Origin of the sequence: Amycolatopsis taiwanensis DSM 45107 (genome assembly GCF_000519205.1) — a bacterium.
In the GTDB taxonomy this organism is placed as follows: Bacteria; Actinomycetota; Actinomycetes; order Mycobacteriales; family Pseudonocardiaceae; genus Amycolatopsis_E; species Amycolatopsis_E taiwanensis.
On record NZ_JAFB01000039.1, the window covers coordinates 71,538 to 89,240 of the forward strand.

At 69.3% G+C, this 17,703-nt stretch carries 17 protein-coding genes; 11 read left to right on the forward strand and 6 right to left on the reverse strand.

What is annotated here, in order from left to right; genetic code table 11:
• The first annotated feature begins 122 nt into the window (after window positions 1–122).
• Window positions 123–1,853, forward strand: coding sequence for a sensor histidine kinase (locus A3CU_RS0128110; protein WP_169739699.1), 1,731 nt, complete (start codon window positions 123–125; stop codon window positions 1,851–1,853).
• 170 nt (window positions 1,854–2,023) lie between these two features.
• On the opposite strand, the gene A3CU_RS0128115 is transcribed toward A3CU_RS0128110, so the two are convergent.
• Window positions 2,024–2,914: a universal stress protein gene (locus A3CU_RS0128115; protein WP_027945103.1), complete on the reverse strand. Its 891-nt coding sequence runs from the start codon at window positions 2,912–2,914 to the stop codon at window positions 2,024–2,026.
• Window positions 2,915–3,064: 150 nt separating this feature from the next.
• Between A3CU_RS0128115 and A3CU_RS0128120 the strand changes: the two genes are divergently transcribed.
• Entirely contained in the window at window positions 3,065–3,721 is a 657-nt protein-coding gene (locus tag A3CU_RS0128120) for a response regulator (protein WP_027945104.1), read from the forward strand.
• A 51-nt stretch (window positions 3,722–3,772) separates the two neighbouring features.
• Window positions 3,773–5,227 carry a bifunctional aminoglycoside phosphotransferase/ATP-binding protein gene (locus A3CU_RS0128125; RefSeq protein ID WP_027945105.1) on the forward strand — a complete coding sequence of 485 codons (1,455 nt, stop codon included), beginning with the start codon at window positions 3,773–3,775 and terminating at the stop codon, window positions 5,225–5,227.
• Here A3CU_RS0128125 and A3CU_RS0128130 read toward each other — a convergent pair.
• From A3CU_RS0128130 to A3CU_RS0128150, 3 genes are all read right to left on the reverse strand, one after another.
• Complete coding sequence (locus A3CU_RS0128130) at window positions 5,215–6,309, reverse strand: acetate/propionate family kinase (protein WP_027945106.1); 1,095 nt, start codon at window positions 6,307–6,309, stop codon at window positions 5,215–5,217. The genes A3CU_RS0128125 and A3CU_RS0128130 overlap by 13 nt on opposite strands.
• A gap of 93 nt (window positions 6,310–6,402) precedes the next feature.
• The gene (locus A3CU_RS0128140; protein WP_027945107.1) at window positions 6,403–7,251 is read right to left on the reverse strand and encodes a universal stress protein; all 849 of its coding nucleotides are present in this window, start codon (window positions 7,249–7,251) and stop codon (window positions 6,403–6,405) included.
• Between the two features lie 128 nt (window positions 7,252–7,379).
• Window positions 7,380–8,270, reverse strand: coding sequence for a universal stress protein (locus A3CU_RS0128150; protein WP_027945108.1), 891 nt, complete (start codon window positions 8,268–8,270; stop codon window positions 7,380–7,382).
• Between the two features lie 247 nt (window positions 8,271–8,517).
• On the opposite strand from A3CU_RS0128150, the gene A3CU_RS0128155 reads away from it, so the two are divergent.
• Genes A3CU_RS0128155 through A3CU_RS0128170 form a run of 4 tightly spaced genes read left to right on the forward strand, consistent with a single transcriptional unit; the run spans window position 8,518 to window position 14,141 of the window.
• Window positions 8,518–12,108 carry a hydantoinase B/oxoprolinase family protein gene (locus A3CU_RS0128155; protein ID WP_027945109.1) on the forward strand — a complete coding sequence of 1,197 codons (3,591 nt, stop codon included), beginning with the start codon at window positions 8,518–8,520 and terminating at the stop codon, window positions 12,106–12,108.
• 43 nt (window positions 12,109–12,151) lie between these two features.
• Window positions 12,152–12,955 carry a heavy metal-binding domain-containing protein gene (locus A3CU_RS0128160; protein WP_052372299.1) on the forward strand — a complete coding sequence of 268 codons (804 nt, stop codon included), beginning with the start codon at window positions 12,152–12,154 and terminating at the stop codon, window positions 12,953–12,955.
• The gene (locus A3CU_RS0128165) at window positions 12,952–13,758 is read left to right on the forward strand and encodes a heavy metal-binding domain-containing protein (RefSeq protein ID WP_027945111.1); all 807 of its coding nucleotides are present in this window, start codon (window positions 12,952–12,954) and stop codon (window positions 13,756–13,758) included. The genes A3CU_RS0128160 and A3CU_RS0128165 overlap by 4 nt, the downstream gene beginning before the upstream one ends.
• Before the next feature lie 5 nt (window positions 13,759–13,763).
• Complete coding sequence (locus tag A3CU_RS0128170) at window positions 13,764–14,141, forward strand: hypothetical protein (protein ID WP_027945112.1); 378 nt, start codon at window positions 13,764–13,766, stop codon at window positions 14,139–14,141.
• Between the two features lie 24 nt (window positions 14,142–14,165).
• Here A3CU_RS0128170 and A3CU_RS47005 read toward each other — a convergent pair whose 3' ends face one another.
• Entirely contained in the window at window positions 14,166–15,134 is a 969-nt protein-coding gene (locus A3CU_RS47005) for a hypothetical protein (RefSeq protein ID WP_156960585.1), read from the reverse strand.
• An 817-nt stretch (window positions 15,135–15,951) separates the two neighbouring features.
• Here A3CU_RS47005 and A3CU_RS0128185 point away from each other — a divergent pair.
• The 4 genes from A3CU_RS0128185 (at window position 15,952) to A3CU_RS52795 (ending at window position 17,085) form a co-directional block, all read left to right on the forward strand.
• Window positions 15,952–16,284, forward strand: a complete 333-nt coding sequence (locus A3CU_RS0128185; RefSeq protein WP_027945113.1) for a hypothetical protein — start codon at window positions 15,952–15,954, stop codon at window positions 16,282–16,284.
• 251 nt (window positions 16,285–16,535) lie between these two features.
• The gene (locus A3CU_RS52785) at window positions 16,536–16,724 is read left to right on the forward strand and encodes a hypothetical protein (protein ID WP_156960586.1); all 189 of its coding nucleotides are present in this window, start codon (window positions 16,536–16,538) and stop codon (window positions 16,722–16,724) included.
• Window positions 16,721–16,867 (forward strand): hypothetical protein, encoded by a 147-nt coding sequence (locus A3CU_RS52790; RefSeq protein WP_156960587.1) that lies wholly within the window; start codon window positions 16,721–16,723, stop codon window positions 16,865–16,867. Before A3CU_RS52785 ends, A3CU_RS52790 begins: the two co-directional genes overlap by 4 nt.
• Window positions 16,852–17,085, forward strand: coding sequence for a hypothetical protein (locus A3CU_RS52795; protein ID WP_156960588.1), 234 nt, complete (start codon window positions 16,852–16,854; stop codon window positions 17,083–17,085). Before A3CU_RS52790 ends, A3CU_RS52795 begins: the two co-directional genes overlap by 16 nt.
• 428 nt (window positions 17,086–17,513) lie before the next feature.
• Here A3CU_RS52795 and A3CU_RS53635 read toward each other — a convergent pair.
• Window positions 17,514–17,703 (reverse strand): Scr1 family TA system antitoxin-like transcriptional regulator (locus tag A3CU_RS53635; RefSeq protein WP_027945114.1); only part of this gene is annotated, 190 nt, incomplete at its 5' end.

Here is a 17,703-nt window from a genome sequence, read left to right on the forward strand (position 1 = left end):
TCCACGGTGCTCTGGATGCCCTGGCTCCGGGAGGGGCAGGTGTCCCCGATGGCCGAGTCTTTATGCCCTCGGTCATGGCATACGTGCTGGTAATCCGGTTCGGACGGTGCCACCATGGCAGCATGCCTTCGGACGGGGCTGTCCCGCTCGACGAGGTGCGGATTTCGTTGCGCGGTGCCACACAACTGCGGCTGCGTGAATTGTTGCGTGACGTCGAGGACCGGGTCGAACAGTTGATCAGCGCTCGCGACCAGATGGACCGGCTGCTCGAAGCGATGCTCGCGGTGACCTCGGGTCTGGAGCTGAGCGCCACGCTCCGCCGGATCGTGCGCGCGGCGATCGACCTCGTGGACTGCCGTTACGGAGCGCTCGGCGTGCTCAATCGTGACCAGGAGGGCCTGGCGGAGTTCGTCTACGAAGGCATCGACGAGGAAACCCGGCGCGGCATCGGTGACCTGCCGACCGGGCACGGCCTGCTGGGACAGCTGATCCGGCAACCGAAACCGCTGCGGCTGGACGATCTGTCCCAGCACGCCGCGTCGTCCGGGTTTCCCCCGCACCACCCGCCGATGCACTCGTTTCTCGGCGTTCCGGTGCGCGTGCGCGACGAGGTGTTCGGCAACCTGTACCTCACCGAGAAGAAGGGCGGGCAGCCGTTCACCGAAGATGACGAGGCCGTGGTGCAGGCGCTGGCCGCGTCGGCCGGTATCGCGGTGGAGAACGCCCGCCTGTACGAGGAAAGCCAGCTCCGGCAACGCTGGCAGGAGGCGACCAGCGAGATCCGCGTCAAGCTGCTCGCCGCCGCCGATCCGCACGATGTGCTGCCCCTGATCGTCAACCGCGCGCTCGCCCTCACCGGCGCCGACTACGCGTTCCTCGCCCAGCCCGCCGACCCCGAGGTTCCCGCCGACGAGCTGACCAGCCTGGTGGTCACGGTCTGCGCCGGGCTCCACTCCGACTGCCTGACCGGGCGGCACATCCCGGTCTGGGGCTCCAGCTGCGGCGCGGCCTTCGGCGGCGCCGTGCCCCGCCGGGTGGACAGCCTGACCTACGACCTGTCCTCCGGCGAGGAGCAGTTCGGGCCCGGGCTCGTGTTGCCGTTGCGGGCCTCAGCCGACACCGTCTCCGGAGTCTTGGTGACCCTCCGCAAAGCCGGCCGGGACCCCTTCGAGGCCGATCAGCTCCCGCTCGTCGCCGGGTTCGCCGACCAGGCCGCGCTCGCCCTCCAGCTGGCCGAGGACCAGCGCAACCTCAACGAACTGCGGGTGCTCGGCGACCGCGACCGCATCGCGCGCGACCTGCACGACCATGTCATCCAGCGGCTGTTCGCGCACGGGCTGGCGCTGCAGAGCACCCATCAGCGCGCCCGCGCCCCCGAGGTGCGGCAACGGCTCATCGATCTGGTGGACGACGTGCAGAGCATCATCGGCGAGATCCGCACGGCGATCTTCGACCTGCACGGTGACGTGCACGGCACCTCGCAACTGCGCCGGCGGTTGCAGGACGTGGTCGCCGACCTGACCGACGACGCGGGGTTACGCACCACGGTCCGGATGTCCGGACCGGTGGGCGTGGTCTCGCCTGAGCTCGGTGAGCACGCCGAGGCGGTGATGCGCGAAGCGTTGTCCAACGTGGTCCGGCATGCGCGGGCGAGCGCCGTCACCGTCGCGGTCTCAGCGGGCGACGACCTGGTCATCGAGGTCACCGACGACGGGGTGGGGATTCCCGAGAGCATCGCCCACAGCGGCCTGCACAACCTCCAGGTCCGGGCACACCAGGTCAGCGGCTCATTCCGGGTCGAGCGGCTGAGCCCTTCGGGCACGCGCCTCGTCTGGTCCGCCCCCCTGTGCTAAGCGCCCGTCTCCGTGTCCCCACCTCAGGCCCGCGTGTCCCCGATTCAGGCCCGCGTGTCCCCGACTCAGGCCGGCGAGTTCCCGATTCAGGCCCGCGTGTCCCCGGCTCAGGCCGGCGAGTTCCCGATTCAGGCCCGCGTGTCCCCGGCTCAGGCCGGCGAGTTCCCGGTTCAGGGCCGCACCACCGCGACCGGGCAGACACTGTGGTGCAGCAGCGCCTGGCTGACCGAACCGAGACCGACGCCTTTCAACGCGCCACGGCCGCGGGAACCGACGACGAGCAGTTGGGCATCCTCGGCCGTCGCCAGCAGACCGCGCACCGGCCGGTCGCGCAGCACAAGTTGCCGCAGCTCGACATCGGGGTACTTCTCCCGCCAGCCGGCCAGCCGCTCGGCGAGCAGGCGCCGCTCGTCCTCGGCGACCTCGTCGTAGTCGATGTCGAACGGCAGCACTGACCACGTCTCCCCCGCGGACATGTCGGTCCAGGTGTGCACGGCGATCAGCGGCACGCCGCGCAGGCTCGCCGCGTCGAAGGCGAACCCGACCGCGGCCTCGCTGATCCGCGAACCGTCCACACCGACCACCACCGGGCCACGGTCCGGTGGCGGTTCGTCCAGGGTGCGGCCACGCGCCACGACGACCGGGCAGTGCCCGTGCGCGGAGACCCCGACCGACACCGAGCCGACCAGCATCCCCTCGAATCCGCCGAGCCCGTGCGAGCCCAGCACCGCCATCCGGGCGTTCGCGGACTCCTCGATGAGCAGCGCGGCGGCGCCACCGACGCGCACCTCGCGGCTGACCTCGACCCCCGGCTCGACCTCCCGCACGGCCCGTTCGGCCTCCCGCAGCACCTGGTGACCGCACTCCACCAGCGCCTCGACCGCGCCTCCGGGCAGCGTGACCGGCCGGGACCCGGTCGGCGGCAGCACGCAGGCATGGAACAGCCGCAATGGAACGTGCCGCCGGGCGGCTTCACGCGCGGCCCATCGAGTCGCGTGCAAGGCCGATGGCGAGCCATCGACGCCGACCAGAATCCAGTGGTGTGTCGAGGTGTCCAACATGCTTCCAGCGTCACGGCCGCTCGTCGCCACCGGCAGAGCCCGCGGTACCGATCAACAGAGGACTTTTGTCCCGGCGACGGGGGACCATGGACACGGCCGCACGCGACCTCCCGGTCGTACAGTGACGGCTACCGAAGGGATGGGTACTTCGTGATCAAGGTTTTTCTCGTCGACGACCACGAGGTCGTCCGGCGCGGGGTCGCCGACCTGCTCGAAGCCGACCCGGACCTGACCGTGGTCGGGGAGGCCGCCAGCGCGGCGCAGGCACTGGCGCGCGTGCCGGCGCTGCGGCCGGACATCGCGGTCCTCGACGTCCGCCTGCCCGACGGCAACGGCATCGAGCTGTGCCGGGAACTGCGCTCGAAACTGCCGGAACTGAACGTGCTGATGCTGACCTCCTACACGGACGAGGAGGCCATGCTCAACGCGATTTTGGCCGGCGCCGGCGGCTACGTCATCAAGGACATCCAGGGCCTGCAACTGGTTTCCGCCGTGCGTGACGTGGGCTCCGGCCGGTCGCTGTTGGACAACCGCGCGGCCGCGACCCTGATGGCCAAGCTCCGCGCGGACGCCGACAGCAGCGGGCCGCTGGCCGGGCTCAGCGAGCGCGAACGCACCCTGCTCGACCTGATCGGCGAGGGCCTGACCAACCGCCAGATCTCCGAGCGCATGTACCTGGCCGAGAAGACGGTGAAAAACTACGTCTCCCGCTTGCTGACCAAGCTCGGCCTGGAGCGCCGCACTCAGGCGGCCGTGCTCGCCACGAAGCTGCGCGACGGCCGGCACGTCCGGGACAGCGAGGAGTAGCGAGGACTTAGGCCCCTTTCGGCACCGGCCCACCCGGGCGAGCCTGAGGACATGCCCTCCCGTGAGTTCGCCGTCACCGAGACCCACTCGGGCGTGGTGTTCTTCGTCGGCGATCATGTCTACAAGCTGAAGAAACGGGTCGACCTCGGTTTCCTCGACTACACCGAGCGGGAAACCCGGAATCGCATGTGTCACAAGGAAGTCACGCTGAACCGGCGGCTGTCCCCGGAAATCTACCTGGGAGTCGCCGACATCACCGGTCCCGACGGCGAACTGTGCGACCACGCCGTGGTGATGCGCCGCATGCCGGACGACCGCCGAATGTCCACTTTGGTGCGTCACGGTGGCTCGCTGGACGGCACGATCAAGCAGCTGGCCCGCAAGCTCGCCGCCTTCCACGCCGGCGCCGACCGCGGTCCGGAGATCACCGCCCAGGGCTCGCGCGACGCGGTCCGCGACCGGTGGCGGGACAGTTTCCGGCAGGTCCAGCCGTTCCACGGTGTGGTGCTCGAACCCACGGTGGTCGCCGAGATCGAGCGGTTGACCGAGGACTTCCTTGCCGGGCGCGAGGTCCTGTTCGACCGGCGGATGTCCGGTGGCCGGATCGTCGACGGCCACGGCGACATCCTCGCCGACGACATCTTCTGCCTCGCCGACGGTCCGCGCGTGCTCGACTGCCTGGAATTCGACGACCACCTGCGCTGGCTCGACGCTCTCGACGACATCGCCTTCCTGGCCATGGACCTCGAACGGCTCAAGGCTCCCGAGCTGGCACGTCAACTGCTCGACTGGTACGCGGAGTTCTCCGGCGACACCGCGCCACCCGCGCTGCGGCACCACTACATCGCCTACCGCGCGTTCGTCCGGGCCAAGGTGGCCTGCCTGCGCCACGCCCAGGGCGACCGGGACGCCGCGGGCCGCGCCCGGACCTACGCCGGGCTCGCGCTGCGGCATCTGCGCCAGGGCGTGCCCCGGTTGATCCTGGTCGGCGGGCTGCCCGCGTCCGGCAAGTCGACCGTGTCCGGCGCGATCGCCGACCGCTTGGGCGCCACGGTGCTGTGCTCGGACCGGGTGCGCAAGGAAATCGCCGGGCTGCCGCCCGGCCAGAGCGCGGCGGCCGGCTACCGCGAGGGCCTCTACGACCCGGCGCACACCGCGGAGACCTACCGGGAGCTGTGCCGCCGCGCCGGAGAACTGCTCGGGCTGGGCGAAACCGTGGTGCTCGACGCCTCCTGGACCGCGGTGGAACAGCGGACGCTGGCCGCGGAGGTCGCCAGCAAGGCCCGCAGCCGGCTGGTCCAGCTGCGGTGCTGGGCGCCGGAAACCATTACCGCGCAACGGCTCGCCGAGCGGGTCGACCCGAACTCGGACGCCACGCCGGAGATCGCCCGGCACATGGCCGCCAATGTGCACCCTTGGCCCGCCGCGCACACCATCCTCACCGCCGGCACCGAACACGACTCCCTCACCCAGGCGCTGGCCTACGTCGAGGCCTACGACGAGTAATCCATCCCCGCGATGGTTCCCTCCGCGGCGCGGGCGAGTTCGAGTTCGATCCGCGCGGTGATCATCAGCACTGCCACCGCCGCACCGTCCACGCTGATCAGCCGGTCCCCCAGCTCCGCCACCCGGGAGGAGCTGATCTGCAGGCCCAGCGGCGCCAGCCCACCGAGGAGTTCGGAGAGCAGCGCCGGCTGATGCTCGGCGACACCGCCGGTGAACACCACCGCGTCGAGCCGGTCCAGGCTCATCGCGGCCGCGCCGATCTCCCGGCGCAGCCGGTGCAGGTACACCCCGATCGCGATATCGGCTTCGGAATCTCCGGCGGCCCGCGCGGCGAGCACCTCGCGCACGTCCCCGCTGGTGCCGGTCATGCCGGCCAACCCGGAACGCAGAAACAGCGTTTCGCTCATCTCGTCGACGCCGATCTCGCCGGTCGACAACACGTGCAGCAGCAGCCCCGGATCGACCGAACCGGACCGCGTGGAGGACACCGCGCCCTCGACCGGGGTGAATCCCATCGACGTATCCACGCTGTGGCCGTCCCGGATCGCGGTCACCGACACCGCCGAACCGAGATGGCAGCACACCAGCCGCAGCGAATCGGAGTCCCGGCCGAGCATCCGCGCGGTGCGGCGCAGCGCGTACCGGCAGGACAGGCCGTGAAAACCGTAGCGGCGCAAGCGGTTCTGCCTGGTCCAGGTGCGCGGCAGGGCGTAGCGGGCCGCCGCCTCCGGAAGTCCGTTGTGGAACGAGGTGTCGAAGCAGGCGATGACCGGGACCCCGGGCAGCAGCGACCACATCAGCCGCACCGCCTGCACCGACACCGGTTGCTGCGTCGGTGCCAGCGCGGTCAGGCGCTCCAGGTTCGCCAGCTCGGACTCGTCGAGCACCACCGGGCGCGGGCGCGAACCACCGTGCGCGAACCGGACGGCGACCGCGTCCGGCGTGGCACTGATGGCGTGGACCCTCTCGGCGAACGCGGCGATGTCCGCATGGGCCCAGGTCTGCGTCACGGTCGTGTCGCCGTGCACGACGACCGCGGCCTTGAGACTGCTCGCGCCCGGGCTCAGCGTCAGGATCCGCATGAGTAATCCGGTGTCGAGCCGCGGCTCCCCGGCCGACCCGATCGCGGTCGCGGTCGCGGTCGCGGGCAAACTCGCGGAGAAACAGGCATGAGCTCAGGTGCGCTCGCCGGGTACGACCATCACCGGGCAGTCCGCGTGGTGGATCAACGCCTGGCTGGTGGAGCCGAGCACCAGGCCGGCGAACCCACCGCGGCCCCGGCTGCCGGTCACCACCAACTGAGCACGCTCGGAGTGGTCCAGCAACTGGTGCCGGGGGCGGCCGGGCACGATGACCCGCTCCACCCGCACGTCCGGGTACTTCTCCTGCCAGCCGGCGAGGCTTTCGGCCAGCACCGCTTGCCCGGCTTCTCTCGCCTGGTCCGGCCGGCTCGTTCCCAGGAACTCGCGGTCCTGGACGGCGTGCACGGCGACCAGCGTCGCCTTCCGCCAGGCCGCCTCGTCGAAGGCCGCCGCGATCGCCCGCGCCCCGGCCTGGCTGCCGTCCACCCCGACCACCACCGGTCCGGGCCGCCGGCTGCCGCGCACGATCACGACCGGGCAGCGGGCGTGTGCGGACACCGAAACCGCGGTGGAACCGGCCAGCATGCCGACGAAACCGCCCGCGCCCACCGCACCCAGCACGATCATGCGCGCCCGCCCGGACAGCTCCAGCAGCGCACGGACCGGCGGTTCCTCCAGCATGTCGGTGGTCACCGCGACCCGGCCGCCCACCATTGCGGACGCTTCCTCGAGCAGCCTGCGGCCCGCCCCGGCGAACTCGGAATAGGTATCCCGCAGCACGGGCAGTCCGGCGCCCTTGAACGCGGCCAGCGGCGCGAACGCGTACACCAGGTGCAGGGTTGCGTCGCGCAACGCGGCCTCGTCCGCGGCCCAGTCCAGCGCGCGCTCGGACTCCGGCGACCCGTCGATCCCGACGACGACGGCGCCGTCCGCCGCCGTCACCGCGCACCCGCCGACACGTTCGCCGTGACCACCCGGGGCCTCAACGTCGTCACGGTGACCACCAGAGCGCTCACGATGTCCTGTGCTCGCATCACCGAAATCTCCTCCTTCGTGGCTCCTGGCGGCGATCATGCCGCTCGGGCGACGACAACCGGGCAGAGGGCGTACGACATCAGCGTCTGGCTGGTCGAACCGAGCAGCATCCCGGCCAGGCCGCCGCGCCCGCGGCTGCCCACCACGATCAGCTGCGCGCGGTCGGCCACCGAGAGCAGTTCGTCGGCCGCCCGGCCCCGCTGCACCAGCCGCCGCACCTCGACGTCGGGGTACTTCTCCGCCCAGCCGGCCAGCCGCTGTGCGAGCAGTTCCCGCTCGTGCTCCTCCACCGCGGAACGCTCCAGCTTCATCCGGTGTTCCTCGACCAGGGCGGCCAGGAAGGAGTCGTCCCAGACGTGCACCGCGACCAGCGGCACACCCCGCCAAGATGCCTCGTCGAAGGCCAGCGCGACGGCCGCGTCGCCGGCCGGTGAGCCGTCGACCCCGACCACGACCGGACCGTCGACGGGCGGCGCCTCGTCGCCGGCGTGCGCGCGGATCAGCGCGACCGGGCAGTTCGCATGCGCGGCCAGCGCGACCGACACCGACCCGACCAGCGCCCGCCCCAGTGGCCGGATGCCGGTCGTGCCCAACACCAGCAGGCTCGCCGTCTCCGACTCGGCTTGCAGCGCCTCCACCGTCCGGCGCTCGCTCAACTCCACCTCGACGAACACGTCCGGAGCCACCTCGCGCACCGCGTCGCGTGCCTCATGCAGCAGCCGCTGGCCACGCCGCCCGAACATGACGGCCACATCATCGGTGCCGGAGGGCAGCGGGTAACCCAACTTGAGGTCGTCGAGCGCATGCACCAACCGCAGGGTGCGGTTTCGTTGCGCCGCCTCAGCGGCCGCCCAGCGCGCGGCCTGCACGGCCGAACTCGACCCGTCGACGCCCACCACGATCGGGCCCGCGGTGTTTCCCGCCATCGGACTCACTCCTTGCCCCGACGGTAGTTCCTGCCGTGAAGTTACGGAGAATCCCGGCTTTCCAGCGACGGGCCTACGTCCCCGGCGGCGGGGACCTTCGCCCCTGCGTCCCCTTTCCCGCCGTGTCCCCGCCCCAGGCACCTGAGTTCCCGCCCCAGACGCGCGAGTTCCCGGTTCAGGGATCTGATTTCCCGGTTCCGGCGTGCGAGTTCCCGCGCCGCCACGTCACAGGAGGGATACTGCCTGTATGGCTGGTGCTTGGGAGTTCTGGGTCGACCGTGGCGGCACGTTCACCGACGTTGTGGCGCGATATCCGGACGGGCGGCTGGTGACGCACAAGTTGCTCTCGGAGAATCCGGGCCGGTATTCGGACGCGGCCGTGGCCGGGGTACGTGCGCTGCTGGGGATCACCGAGGACGAGCCGGTGCCGGCCGAGCAGGTCGAGGCGGTGCGGATGGGCACGACGGTGGCCACGAACGCGCTGCTGGAGCGCAAGGGCGAGCCGACGGTCTTGGTGATCACCAAGGGTTTCGGTGACGCGTTGCGGATCGGCTACCAGAACCGTCCGCGGATCTTCGACCGGCGTATCGAGGTGCCGGAAATGCTGTACGCGCGGGTGATCGAGGTGGACGAGCGGATCACCGCCGAGGGGGAGGTGCTGCGCGCACCCGAGTTGGATCCACTGGCCGCGCAGTTACGGGAGGCCTACCGCGACGGGATCCGCGCGGTCGCGGTGGCGTTGCTGCACAGCCACCTGTATCCGGCGCATGAGCAGCAGATCGGGAAGCTGGCCGAGCAGATCGGCTTCCCGCAGGTGTCGCTGTCGGACGAGGTCAGCCCGTTGATGAAGCTGGTGCCGCGCGGTGACACCACCGTCGTGGATGCCTACCTGTCACCGGTACTGCGCCGCTACGTCGACCACGTCGCCGCGCAACTGGACGATGTGCGGTTGATGTTCATGCAGTCCAACGGGGGCCTGGCCGAGGCGCGGCATTTCCGGGGCAAGGATGCGATCCTGTCCGGTCCGGCGGGCGGCATCGTCGGCATGGTGCGCATGTCGGCGCTGGCGGGGTTCGACCACGTGATCGGGTTCGACATGGGCGGCACCTCCACCGACGTCTCCCACTATGCCGGGGAGTTCGAACGGGTGGTGACCGCGCAGGTGGCCGGGGTACGGCTGCGCGCCCCCATGCTGGAGATCCACACGGTTGCCGCGGGCGGCGGGTCGATCCTGCATTTCGACGGCAGCCGTTACCGGGTGGGCCCGGATTCCGCGGGTGCGCACCCCGGGCCCGCGTGTTACCGCAACGGCGGGCCGCTGGCCGTCACCGACGCGAACGTGATGCTGGGGCGCATCCAGGCCGCGCACTTCCCCGCCGTGTTCGGTCCCGACGGCGACCAGCCGCTGGACGCCGATCTCGTGCGGGAGCGGTTCGCCGGACTGGCCGCCGAGATCCGGGAGCGGACGGGCGATGACCGGTCCCCGGAACAGGTCGCCGAGGGTTACCTGCGGATCGCGGTGGCGAACATGGCCAACGCGGTGAAGAAGATTTCCATCCAAAAAGGACACGACGTCACCCGGTACGTGCTGACCACCTTCGGCGGGGCGGGCGGCCAGCATGCCTGCGCGGTGGCCGACTCGCTCGGCATCCGCACCGTGCTGGTGCCCCCCATGGCCGGGGTGCTCTCCGCACTGGGCATCGGTCTGGCCGACACCACCACCATGCGCGAGCAGTCCGTGGTCGCCCCGCTGGAGGCGGACATCCTGCCGCGGCTGCAGGAGGTGGCAACTGAACTGGCGGACGCCGCGCATGCCGAACTACTCGACGAAGGCGTTGCCACGGAACGAATCCGCATCAACCGCCGCGTCCACCTGCGCTACGACGGCACCGACACCCTCATCCCCGTCACGTTGTCCGATGTGGACACCATGGTCGCTGATTTCCGGACGGGCTACCAGAAGACCTACTCGTTCCTGATGGACCGGCCGGTGATCGTGGAAGCGGTCACGGTCGAGGCCGTCGGCGTCACCGACCAGCCCGACCTGTCCCGCCTCGGTAACGCCGAGCAGTCACAGACCGGACCGGTCGACACCGTCCGTCTCTACAGCGGGGACGCCTGGCGGGACGCACCGCTGTACCAGCGGGAACGGATGCGGGCGGGGGAAACCGTGACCGGGCCGGCGATCATCGCGGAGGCCAACGCCACCACCGTGGTCGACGACGGCTGGCAGGCGAACGTCACCGAGGACGGGCACCTGCTGCTGGCCCGGGTGGTGGCGCCGGCCGAGGAGGACGTCACCGCGCAGGCCGATCCGGTGCTGCTGGAGATCTTCAACAACCTGTTCATGTCGATCGCCGAGCAGATGGGTACCCGGCTGGAAGCGACCGCGCAGTCGGTGAACATCCGCGAACGCCTCGACTTCTCCTGTGCCCTGTTCGACCCCGACGGCAACCTCGTCGCCAACGCCCCGCACATCCCGGTCCACCTCGGCTCCATGGGCACCAGCGTCAAGGAGGTCATCCGCCGTCGTGCCGGAAACATCCAGCCCGGCGACGTCTACGCCGTCAACGACCCCTACCACGGTGGCACCCACCTGCCGGACATCACCGTGATCACCCCCGTCTTCGACCGCGACGGCCGGGACATCCTGTTCTATGTGGCCTCCCGCGGCCACCACGCGGAAATCGGCGGCATCACCCCCGGTTCCATGCCCGCCACCAGTTCCTCGCTGCCGCAGGAAGGAATCCTGTTCGACAACTGGCTCCTGGTCTCCGGCGGACAGTTCCGCGAGGCCGAGACCCGGCGCCTGCTCACCGACGCGCCCTACCCGTCCCGTGACCCCGACACCAACCTCGCCGACCTCCGCGCGCAGGTGGCGGCGAACGCCAAGGGTGTCGAAGAGGTCGGCAAGATGATCGACCATTTCGGACTCGACGTAGTCCAGGCTTACATGCGGCACGTGCAGGACAACGCCGAACAGGCCGTGCGGAGGGTCATCGACACCCTCACCGACGGGGACTACCGGTACGAAACAGACTCCGGCGCAACGATCTCCGTGAAGGTCACGGTCGACCGTCAGGCGCGCACCGCCACGATCGACTTCACCGGCACGTCACCACAACTCGACAGCAACTTCAACGCCCCCTCCTCCGTCGCGACCGCGGCCGTGCTTTACGTCTTTCGCACCCTCGTCGCCGACGACATTCCGCTCAACGACGGCTGTCTGCGCCCCATCGACATCATCATTCCACAAAGGACGATGCTGTCTCCGGAATACCCGGCGGCCGTCGTGGCCGGGAACGTGGAGACCTCCCAGGCCATCACCGGCGCGCTCTTCGCCGCCCTCGGCGTACAGGCGGAAGGATCGGGGACGATGAACAACCTCACCTTCGGCAACGAACGCCACCAGTACTACGAAACCATCGCCTCCGGCTCCGGCGCCGGAAAGGGCTTTCACGGCACATCGGCCGTGCAAACCCACATGACGAACTCGCGCCTCACCGATCCCGAGGTGCTCGAATGGCGGTTCCCGGTGCTGATCGACGAATTCCGTGTCCGCCACGACAGCGGCGGAACCGGACGCTGGCACGGCGGCGACGGGGTGATCCGGCGCCTCGTCTTCCGCGAGCCGATGACCGCCAGCACGCTGTCCGGCCACCGCCGCGTCCCGCCCTACGGCATGGCGGGCGGGCAGCCGGGCGCGCTCGGCCACAACCGGGTCATCCGCACCGACGGCACGGTCGAAGAACTCGCGGGCTCCGACTCCGTCGATCTGCAAACCGGCGACACACTGGAAATCCGGACACCGGGCGGTGGCGGATACGGCACGGCCTGATCGCACGCCCGGTAGCATGAGCCGGGCGAGAAGGGATGGCGCCGTGGCCGGATGGGACGGGCAGGGCTTGCCGCCGGCGGTAGCGCACCGCGCCGCCCGGTTCGATGGCTCGCGATCAAAAACCTCCCTGCTCACCGCCCCGGACACCGCGTCGTTGGAGGCTGTCGGCTTCGACCCGGTCGGCGACGTGATGGGCTGCACGGTGCAACGGATCAGCCGGCCGCTAGGGGTCGGCGTCACCTTGGATTACCGCGAATACGCAGCGGCGCAACGGCGCGGGTACGAACTGGCCATGCAGCGCCTGATGGCGGAAGCGGCCCGGATAGGCGCCGACGGTGTGCTGGGCATCGATATGACGGTGGAGCGCGAAACCCAGAACATCGAGGAGTTCGTCGCGCTGGGCACCGCGGTCCGCGCCCGCTCCGCGCACCGGCCCCGGCGGCCGTTCACCACCGGCCTGCCCGGGCCGGATGTCGCCAAGCTGCTGCTCTCCGGATGGGTCCCGGTCGGATTCGTCTTCGGGGTGACCATTCAGACGCGCTATCTCGACTACGGGACGCGCCGGGACCTTGCGATGTTGGCGGGTAACTACGAAATCCGCGCGTGCACCGAACTCGTCGCACAGGCGCGGTCCGCGGCGCGCAAGGAGTTCACGGCACGGGTCAGCGGGGCGAGCGCCGACGGTGCGGTCGTTTCGTCCATGTCCGTGGACGCCTGGGCCGCACAGGAATCCTGGCTGGTCGCACAGGCCGAAGTGTTCGGCACCGCCATCGCCCGCTTCTCGCCGGGCGCGCCTACGCGGGGATTGACCATGATGCCGCTCAACGCGGGGAGGAGCACCCCATGACAGTCGCCGAAGGGATTCCCGAGGATGCGATGCAGCGCCTGTCGCACATGCAGCCGGAGGGAAAGACACCGCTGTTCACCTCCGATCTGAGCGTGAACGAGTTCCTGCTCGTGCGGGAGGCGGGGTTCCGCCCGCTGGGTCTGGTCCTGGGCTCCAGCATCTACCACGTCGGCTTCCAACTGGCCCGCTGGGGACGCAACCAGGAGCTGGACGTGCTGTCCACGGCCATGTATCACGCCCGCGAGCTGGCGATGACCAGGATGGAGGCCGAGGCCGACGTGCTCGGCGCGGACGGCATCGTCGGGGTCCGGCTGGACATCGAGTTCAAGGAGTTCGGCAGCGACCTGGCCGAGTTCATCGCGGTGGGCACGGCGGTGAAGGCGGAAAAGCCCGGCGAGTGGCGCAACAACACCGGAAAGCCGTTCACCTCGGACCTGTCCGGTCAGGACTTCTGGACGCTGGTCCAGGCCGGGTACGCCCCGCTGGGCATGGTGATGGGCACCTGTGTGTACCACATCGCGCATCAGCGTTTCTGGAAAGCCGTGGGCAATATCGGGCAGAACGTGGAGATTCCGCAGTTCACCCAGGCTCTTTACGACGCGCGTGAGCTGGCGATGGCCCGGATGCAGGCGGAAGCCGAACAGTTGGCAGCCGAGGGGATCGTCGGCGTGCAGTTGCTTTCACTGCCGCACCGATGGGGTGGCCACACCACGGAATTCTTCGCCATCGGCACCGCGGTGAAACCGTTGCGCGCCGACCACACGATCGCCAAGCCCCAACTCGTGCTACCACTGACGGACTGATCACCATGCTGGAAGTGCACCTGCTGGCGCAGGCATTGCGCAGCGACCGGGCCGATATCGAGTCGTACTACCGGCTGCTGTCCGAGACGCTGGGCCAGGCGCTGCCGCCCGGCGTGGTCGAGGTGGAGCGGCAGCGCCGATTGTTCGGCCGCGACCGCACGCCGGTGGCCCTGCGCGTGCACACGCCGGACCGCCAGCTCGAACTGCGCACCGGCCGGCACGGCCTGGAAGCCGAGGTCCGGCAGGTGGTGCGCGATGTGGTGATCAGCCGGCGGGCCATCGGCGTGGACGAATGGCTCGAGGCACTCGCCGAGGAACTGGCCAAACTCGCCGACCGGAACGCCACCGCCCGCGAAGCCCTCACCCGCCTGCTGAACGACTGAATCGTGCGACGAGCCCGACGCCGATCAGGAACGGAAACCGTCAGCCCCAAGCGCCGAACCGCGCGTGCGCGCCCGCTGCCGACGATATTCTCGCTCCTTCACGGCGAAATCGGCGATGGCGAAGGTGACCCCGTCGGGCAGCCCCACCACGGCTGCGCCCGCGCGCGACTCGCCCGCGATCCACAGCCTGCGCCGGATGGCGACCTGCCAGGCCAATTCCGGCGGGCAGCTGGTTATGGTGAAACGAGCGCGGATCCCATCCGGAAAGACGGCCCAGCCCCGCATGGACCGGGACCTCCACCCCTCTGGAGAGCTAGCCGCGGCAACCTCGGTCCACATTCCGGCATCGAGCAAGGCGGTCGTAAACCCCAGTCGTAACCGCCGGATACCCATAACGGCAACAACGAAGATCATCACGACCAGCAGGGTCCATGCCAGCACACCACCCAGCGCGACGAAGGCTGTGACCTGGAACGCGGCCGCCAGCACCAGCACGACCCAGAAAGTGATGGAGCGTCGGCGAAGTCGCTTGTGGACATTCGACTGCGGAGGCGGAGTCCACGCCCGAAGAGACGACCAGTCCACAGTGGTCTTGCCGCGGGCAAAGTCATCGCCACCCGGCGGACCCGCCACAATGGCACCGGGACGAGCACTGTTCACCCAGAGCTTTCCGGTCCGGCCGATCGCCGAAACAACAGACGGCGGGCAGTCGCTGAGGGTGAAGTAACCCGGTGAACCATCGGTAAAAGTCAGCGTACCGGTCACAAATGGTCCGGTTTCGGTCACAGTTTGCGTTGACAGCGGTGTCCGCGCCTCTGCGAGCAGGCGGAGGCTACCGACGGTTCGCACCCATTTCACCGCGACCGACACGACTACCCCCAGCGCACACGTCACGACGAACGTCGCGTACAGGATCTCGGCACCACGCGGTGGATGATCAACGAAAGCCACGACAATCCCCGCCAGGGCCGGCACAGCGACGATCAACGCCAAGGTCAGACGGTTGCGCCGGCCGCGTAACCACGACCGTGACCAGGGGCGAGGCAACTGTTCGCCGGTCATCCAGGGCGGCAGTCGCCGAACGAACACCAGGACCGCCGTGCACGCCAAACCGACCGGGAGCCCGATGGCGTCCGATGTCGACCAGCCGCTGCTCACATGAACACCGGCGATCACGACAAAGACCCCGAACAGCCACCACCGCGGTCTCCACGCGTCGTCAGCCGATCTCTCGTTCATGGCTCCCACTCTGTCTTCCAGGGTCCATCCCGGACCGCTCTGCCTTGTGTGACACGCCCACAGCACCGCAGGTACCGACCCAGCGGGCCGAACAGCAAGCACGGGAAACCGGAGATTACGGCAATCGCAGCGCGTCAACGACCGGGTTTCACCGTGTCCCGGCCCAGGACGCCGAGTTCCCGATCCAGGACGCCGAGTTCCCGGTTCAGGCCACCGAGTTCCCGGTTCAGGCCACCGTGGTCTCCAGGTCGGACAGAGCCGCGACGTCGAACGTGGGTCCGAACGATCGCACGACTTCAGGCTGCCACCGGAACAATACGGACGCGATTTCTACTCATGAGCCAGCAGTTACCTCACGTCCAGGAAGGCGGTTTCGGTGGCAGAGGGCCTCCCGGGCCTGCGGGTCCCAGGTGACCAAGTGGTGCTCCGCCGCGAGTTGCTCGCTCAACGTCGACCCACAGGAACGGACGGTGGCGGTCGGGCATCACCTGATCCGGGTCAAGGGCCAGGGGCTCGTCCGGATCGCCAACCATAAGGGCAACCAACCGGGCCTCCTGCTGCGGGTGCCGGAGTGGTCGGTGCCGATGCTGCGGCGGCGGAAGCTTGCCTCGGCCGGCGGTCCCCTGTACTCGAGTGGAACGGTGAGTGGCTGGACCCAAGCAACGTCGTACAGCGCATTCAGGAAGCCTTTGCCGAAGTCGGCTATGGGTGGGTCACGTCACACGTCTTCCGCAAGACGGTCGCCTCGGTGTTGGACGAAGCCGGCCTTCCACTGAGCGCAATCGCGGATCAGCTCGGCAACACCCAGAAGGTCGCCGACAAGCACTATCGGAAGCGCCGGGTGGCCAATGAAGCCTCAGCGGCGGCACTCGAAGGCATGTTCGGAGAAGGCGCTGGCGCCTGACGAAAATGGCGGGTTGAAAATGGCGGGTTTCTGGCGGGTTCGGGCCAAATCAGCCCAGACATGAAAGAGCCCCAGGTCGCTGACCTGGGGTGAAGCTCCCCCGGTTGGACTCGAACCAACAACCCTTCGGGCAATCCGCCACCCGTCGTCACATCTCGTCTCACTACGCTGAGCTGCGCGAGTTAGGCTCCCTTCACTCGCCCAACACCGTCTCAGTACGGGGTGAATCGCGGCGTTTCCGTGCGGTTTCCGTGCGATCGAGCGAGCACCACGCGCACCGCGGCCGCCACCGGATGCAGATCCGCACCCGCCTCCGGGCCCTCCGCCGGCGGCTCGCCACACCCGGCCAGGAGTGGAGCCTCAGCCAGCACTTCACTGCGACCGCCACGGGAGCCTTCGCGCTCATCGTGGCCGCCGGCATCCTGTGGGGTGCGCTGTGACCCGCATCCTCCTCGGCGCGCTCGCGGCGGCGGCCGCGGTCGTGCTGATCACTCTCGCCGCCAGCTGGGCGCCGGACGCGCCGCCGGCCTGCCACATCCCCGGCCACGCCCGCACCACCGTGGCGGAATGCGAGGGGCGATGAACGAAGGCCGCCACGAATCACCCGCCAGTTACGCGATCGGCCTGGCCATCCTCGGCGCCGCGACGGCGTTGACCATTACCCGCCGGCGTCGGCGCCAGCCGGGATTTGAGCAGTTGATGGCCGCGCGCCGCCGGAACTTCGAGCAGCGCGGCTGTAATGCCTGGCGGAACAGCAGCGACTGTACGGAGTCGACTAACTGTCACCGGAGGAAACTGTGAGTCTTCGACAATTCCTGATCTTGATCTCTGCCTTGTTTGTTGTCGGCGCCATCGTCACGCTCGCGATCCCCGTTCATGCGTCGGCTGGCGGGCACAACTTCACGTGCGGAAATGGGTTCTCCGAGGACGCCAGCGGCGCTGCCCACGAGGCCCGTGTCGATGACCTCAGCAACGCGCTTGCGCCCTACTACGGCAACTACGGGGCCAAGTTNGGTGGTGACACGAAAACCTACGTCGCTAGCTGCGACTCNGCAGTTACCANCCGCCGGGCCATTGGATGGCCTATTGGTGGNCTGGGTGCCGTCGGCCTGCTTGGCGGCCTGCTCGTCNGGCCGGGCGTTCGCCGCGAAGGCCCAGCTACCCGACCGGCCTGATTNCCGGACACGGCCCCGGAGCAGCGTGCGCTCCGGGGCCGTCGCCATGGGTGGCTACCGCTGTCGTCGGTACTCCTCGGCCAGCCGGCGCAGAATGTCGATCGCCTGCTCGCCCTCGGCGGCGGCTTTCCAGAGCCGGTCCGTCATCCGGTGGTAAATGGCCACCTGCTCCGGGTCGTCGATCTCCAACTCGCTGGTGACCGTCTCGACCGCTACCCGGTCGTCGACGATCCAGTAGCCATGC

Bases quoted from the DNA above. Each gene is read 5' to 3' on its own strand.
- A3CU_RS0128125 (WP_027945105.1), top strand. From the start codon at position 3,773: ATGCCCTCCCGTGAGTTCGCCGTCACCGAGACCCACTCGGGCGTGGTG.
- A3CU_RS0128155 (WP_027945109.1), top strand. From the start codon at position 8,518: ATGGCTGGTGCTTGGGAGTTCTGGGTCGACCGTGGCGGCACGTTCACC.
- A3CU_RS0128110 (WP_169739699.1), top strand. From the start codon at position 123: ATGCCTTCGGACGGGGCTGTCCCGCTCGACGAGGTGCGGATTTCGTTG.
- A3CU_RS0128170 (WP_027945112.1), top strand. From the start codon at position 13,764: ATGCTGGAAGTGCACCTGCTGGCGCAGGCATTGCGCAGCGACCGGGCC.
- A3CU_RS0128130 (WP_027945106.1), bottom strand. From the start codon at position 6,309: ATGCGGATCCTGACGCTGAGCCCGGGCGCGAGCAGTCTCAAGGCCGCG.
- A3CU_RS0128150 (WP_027945108.1), bottom strand. From the start codon at position 8,270: ATGGCGGGAAACACCGCGGGCCCGATCGTGGTGGGCGTCGACGGGTCG.
- A3CU_RS52795 (WP_156960588.1), top strand. From the start codon at position 16,852: ATGCGAGGGGCGATGAACGAAGGCCGCCACGAATCACCCGCCAGTTAC.
- A3CU_RS0128115 (WP_027945103.1), bottom strand. From the start codon at position 2,914: ATGTTGGACACCTCGACACACCACTGGATTCTGGTCGGCGTCGATGGC.
- A3CU_RS0128165 (WP_027945111.1), top strand. From the start codon at position 12,952: ATGACAGTCGCCGAAGGGATTCCCGAGGATGCGATGCAGCGCCTGTCG.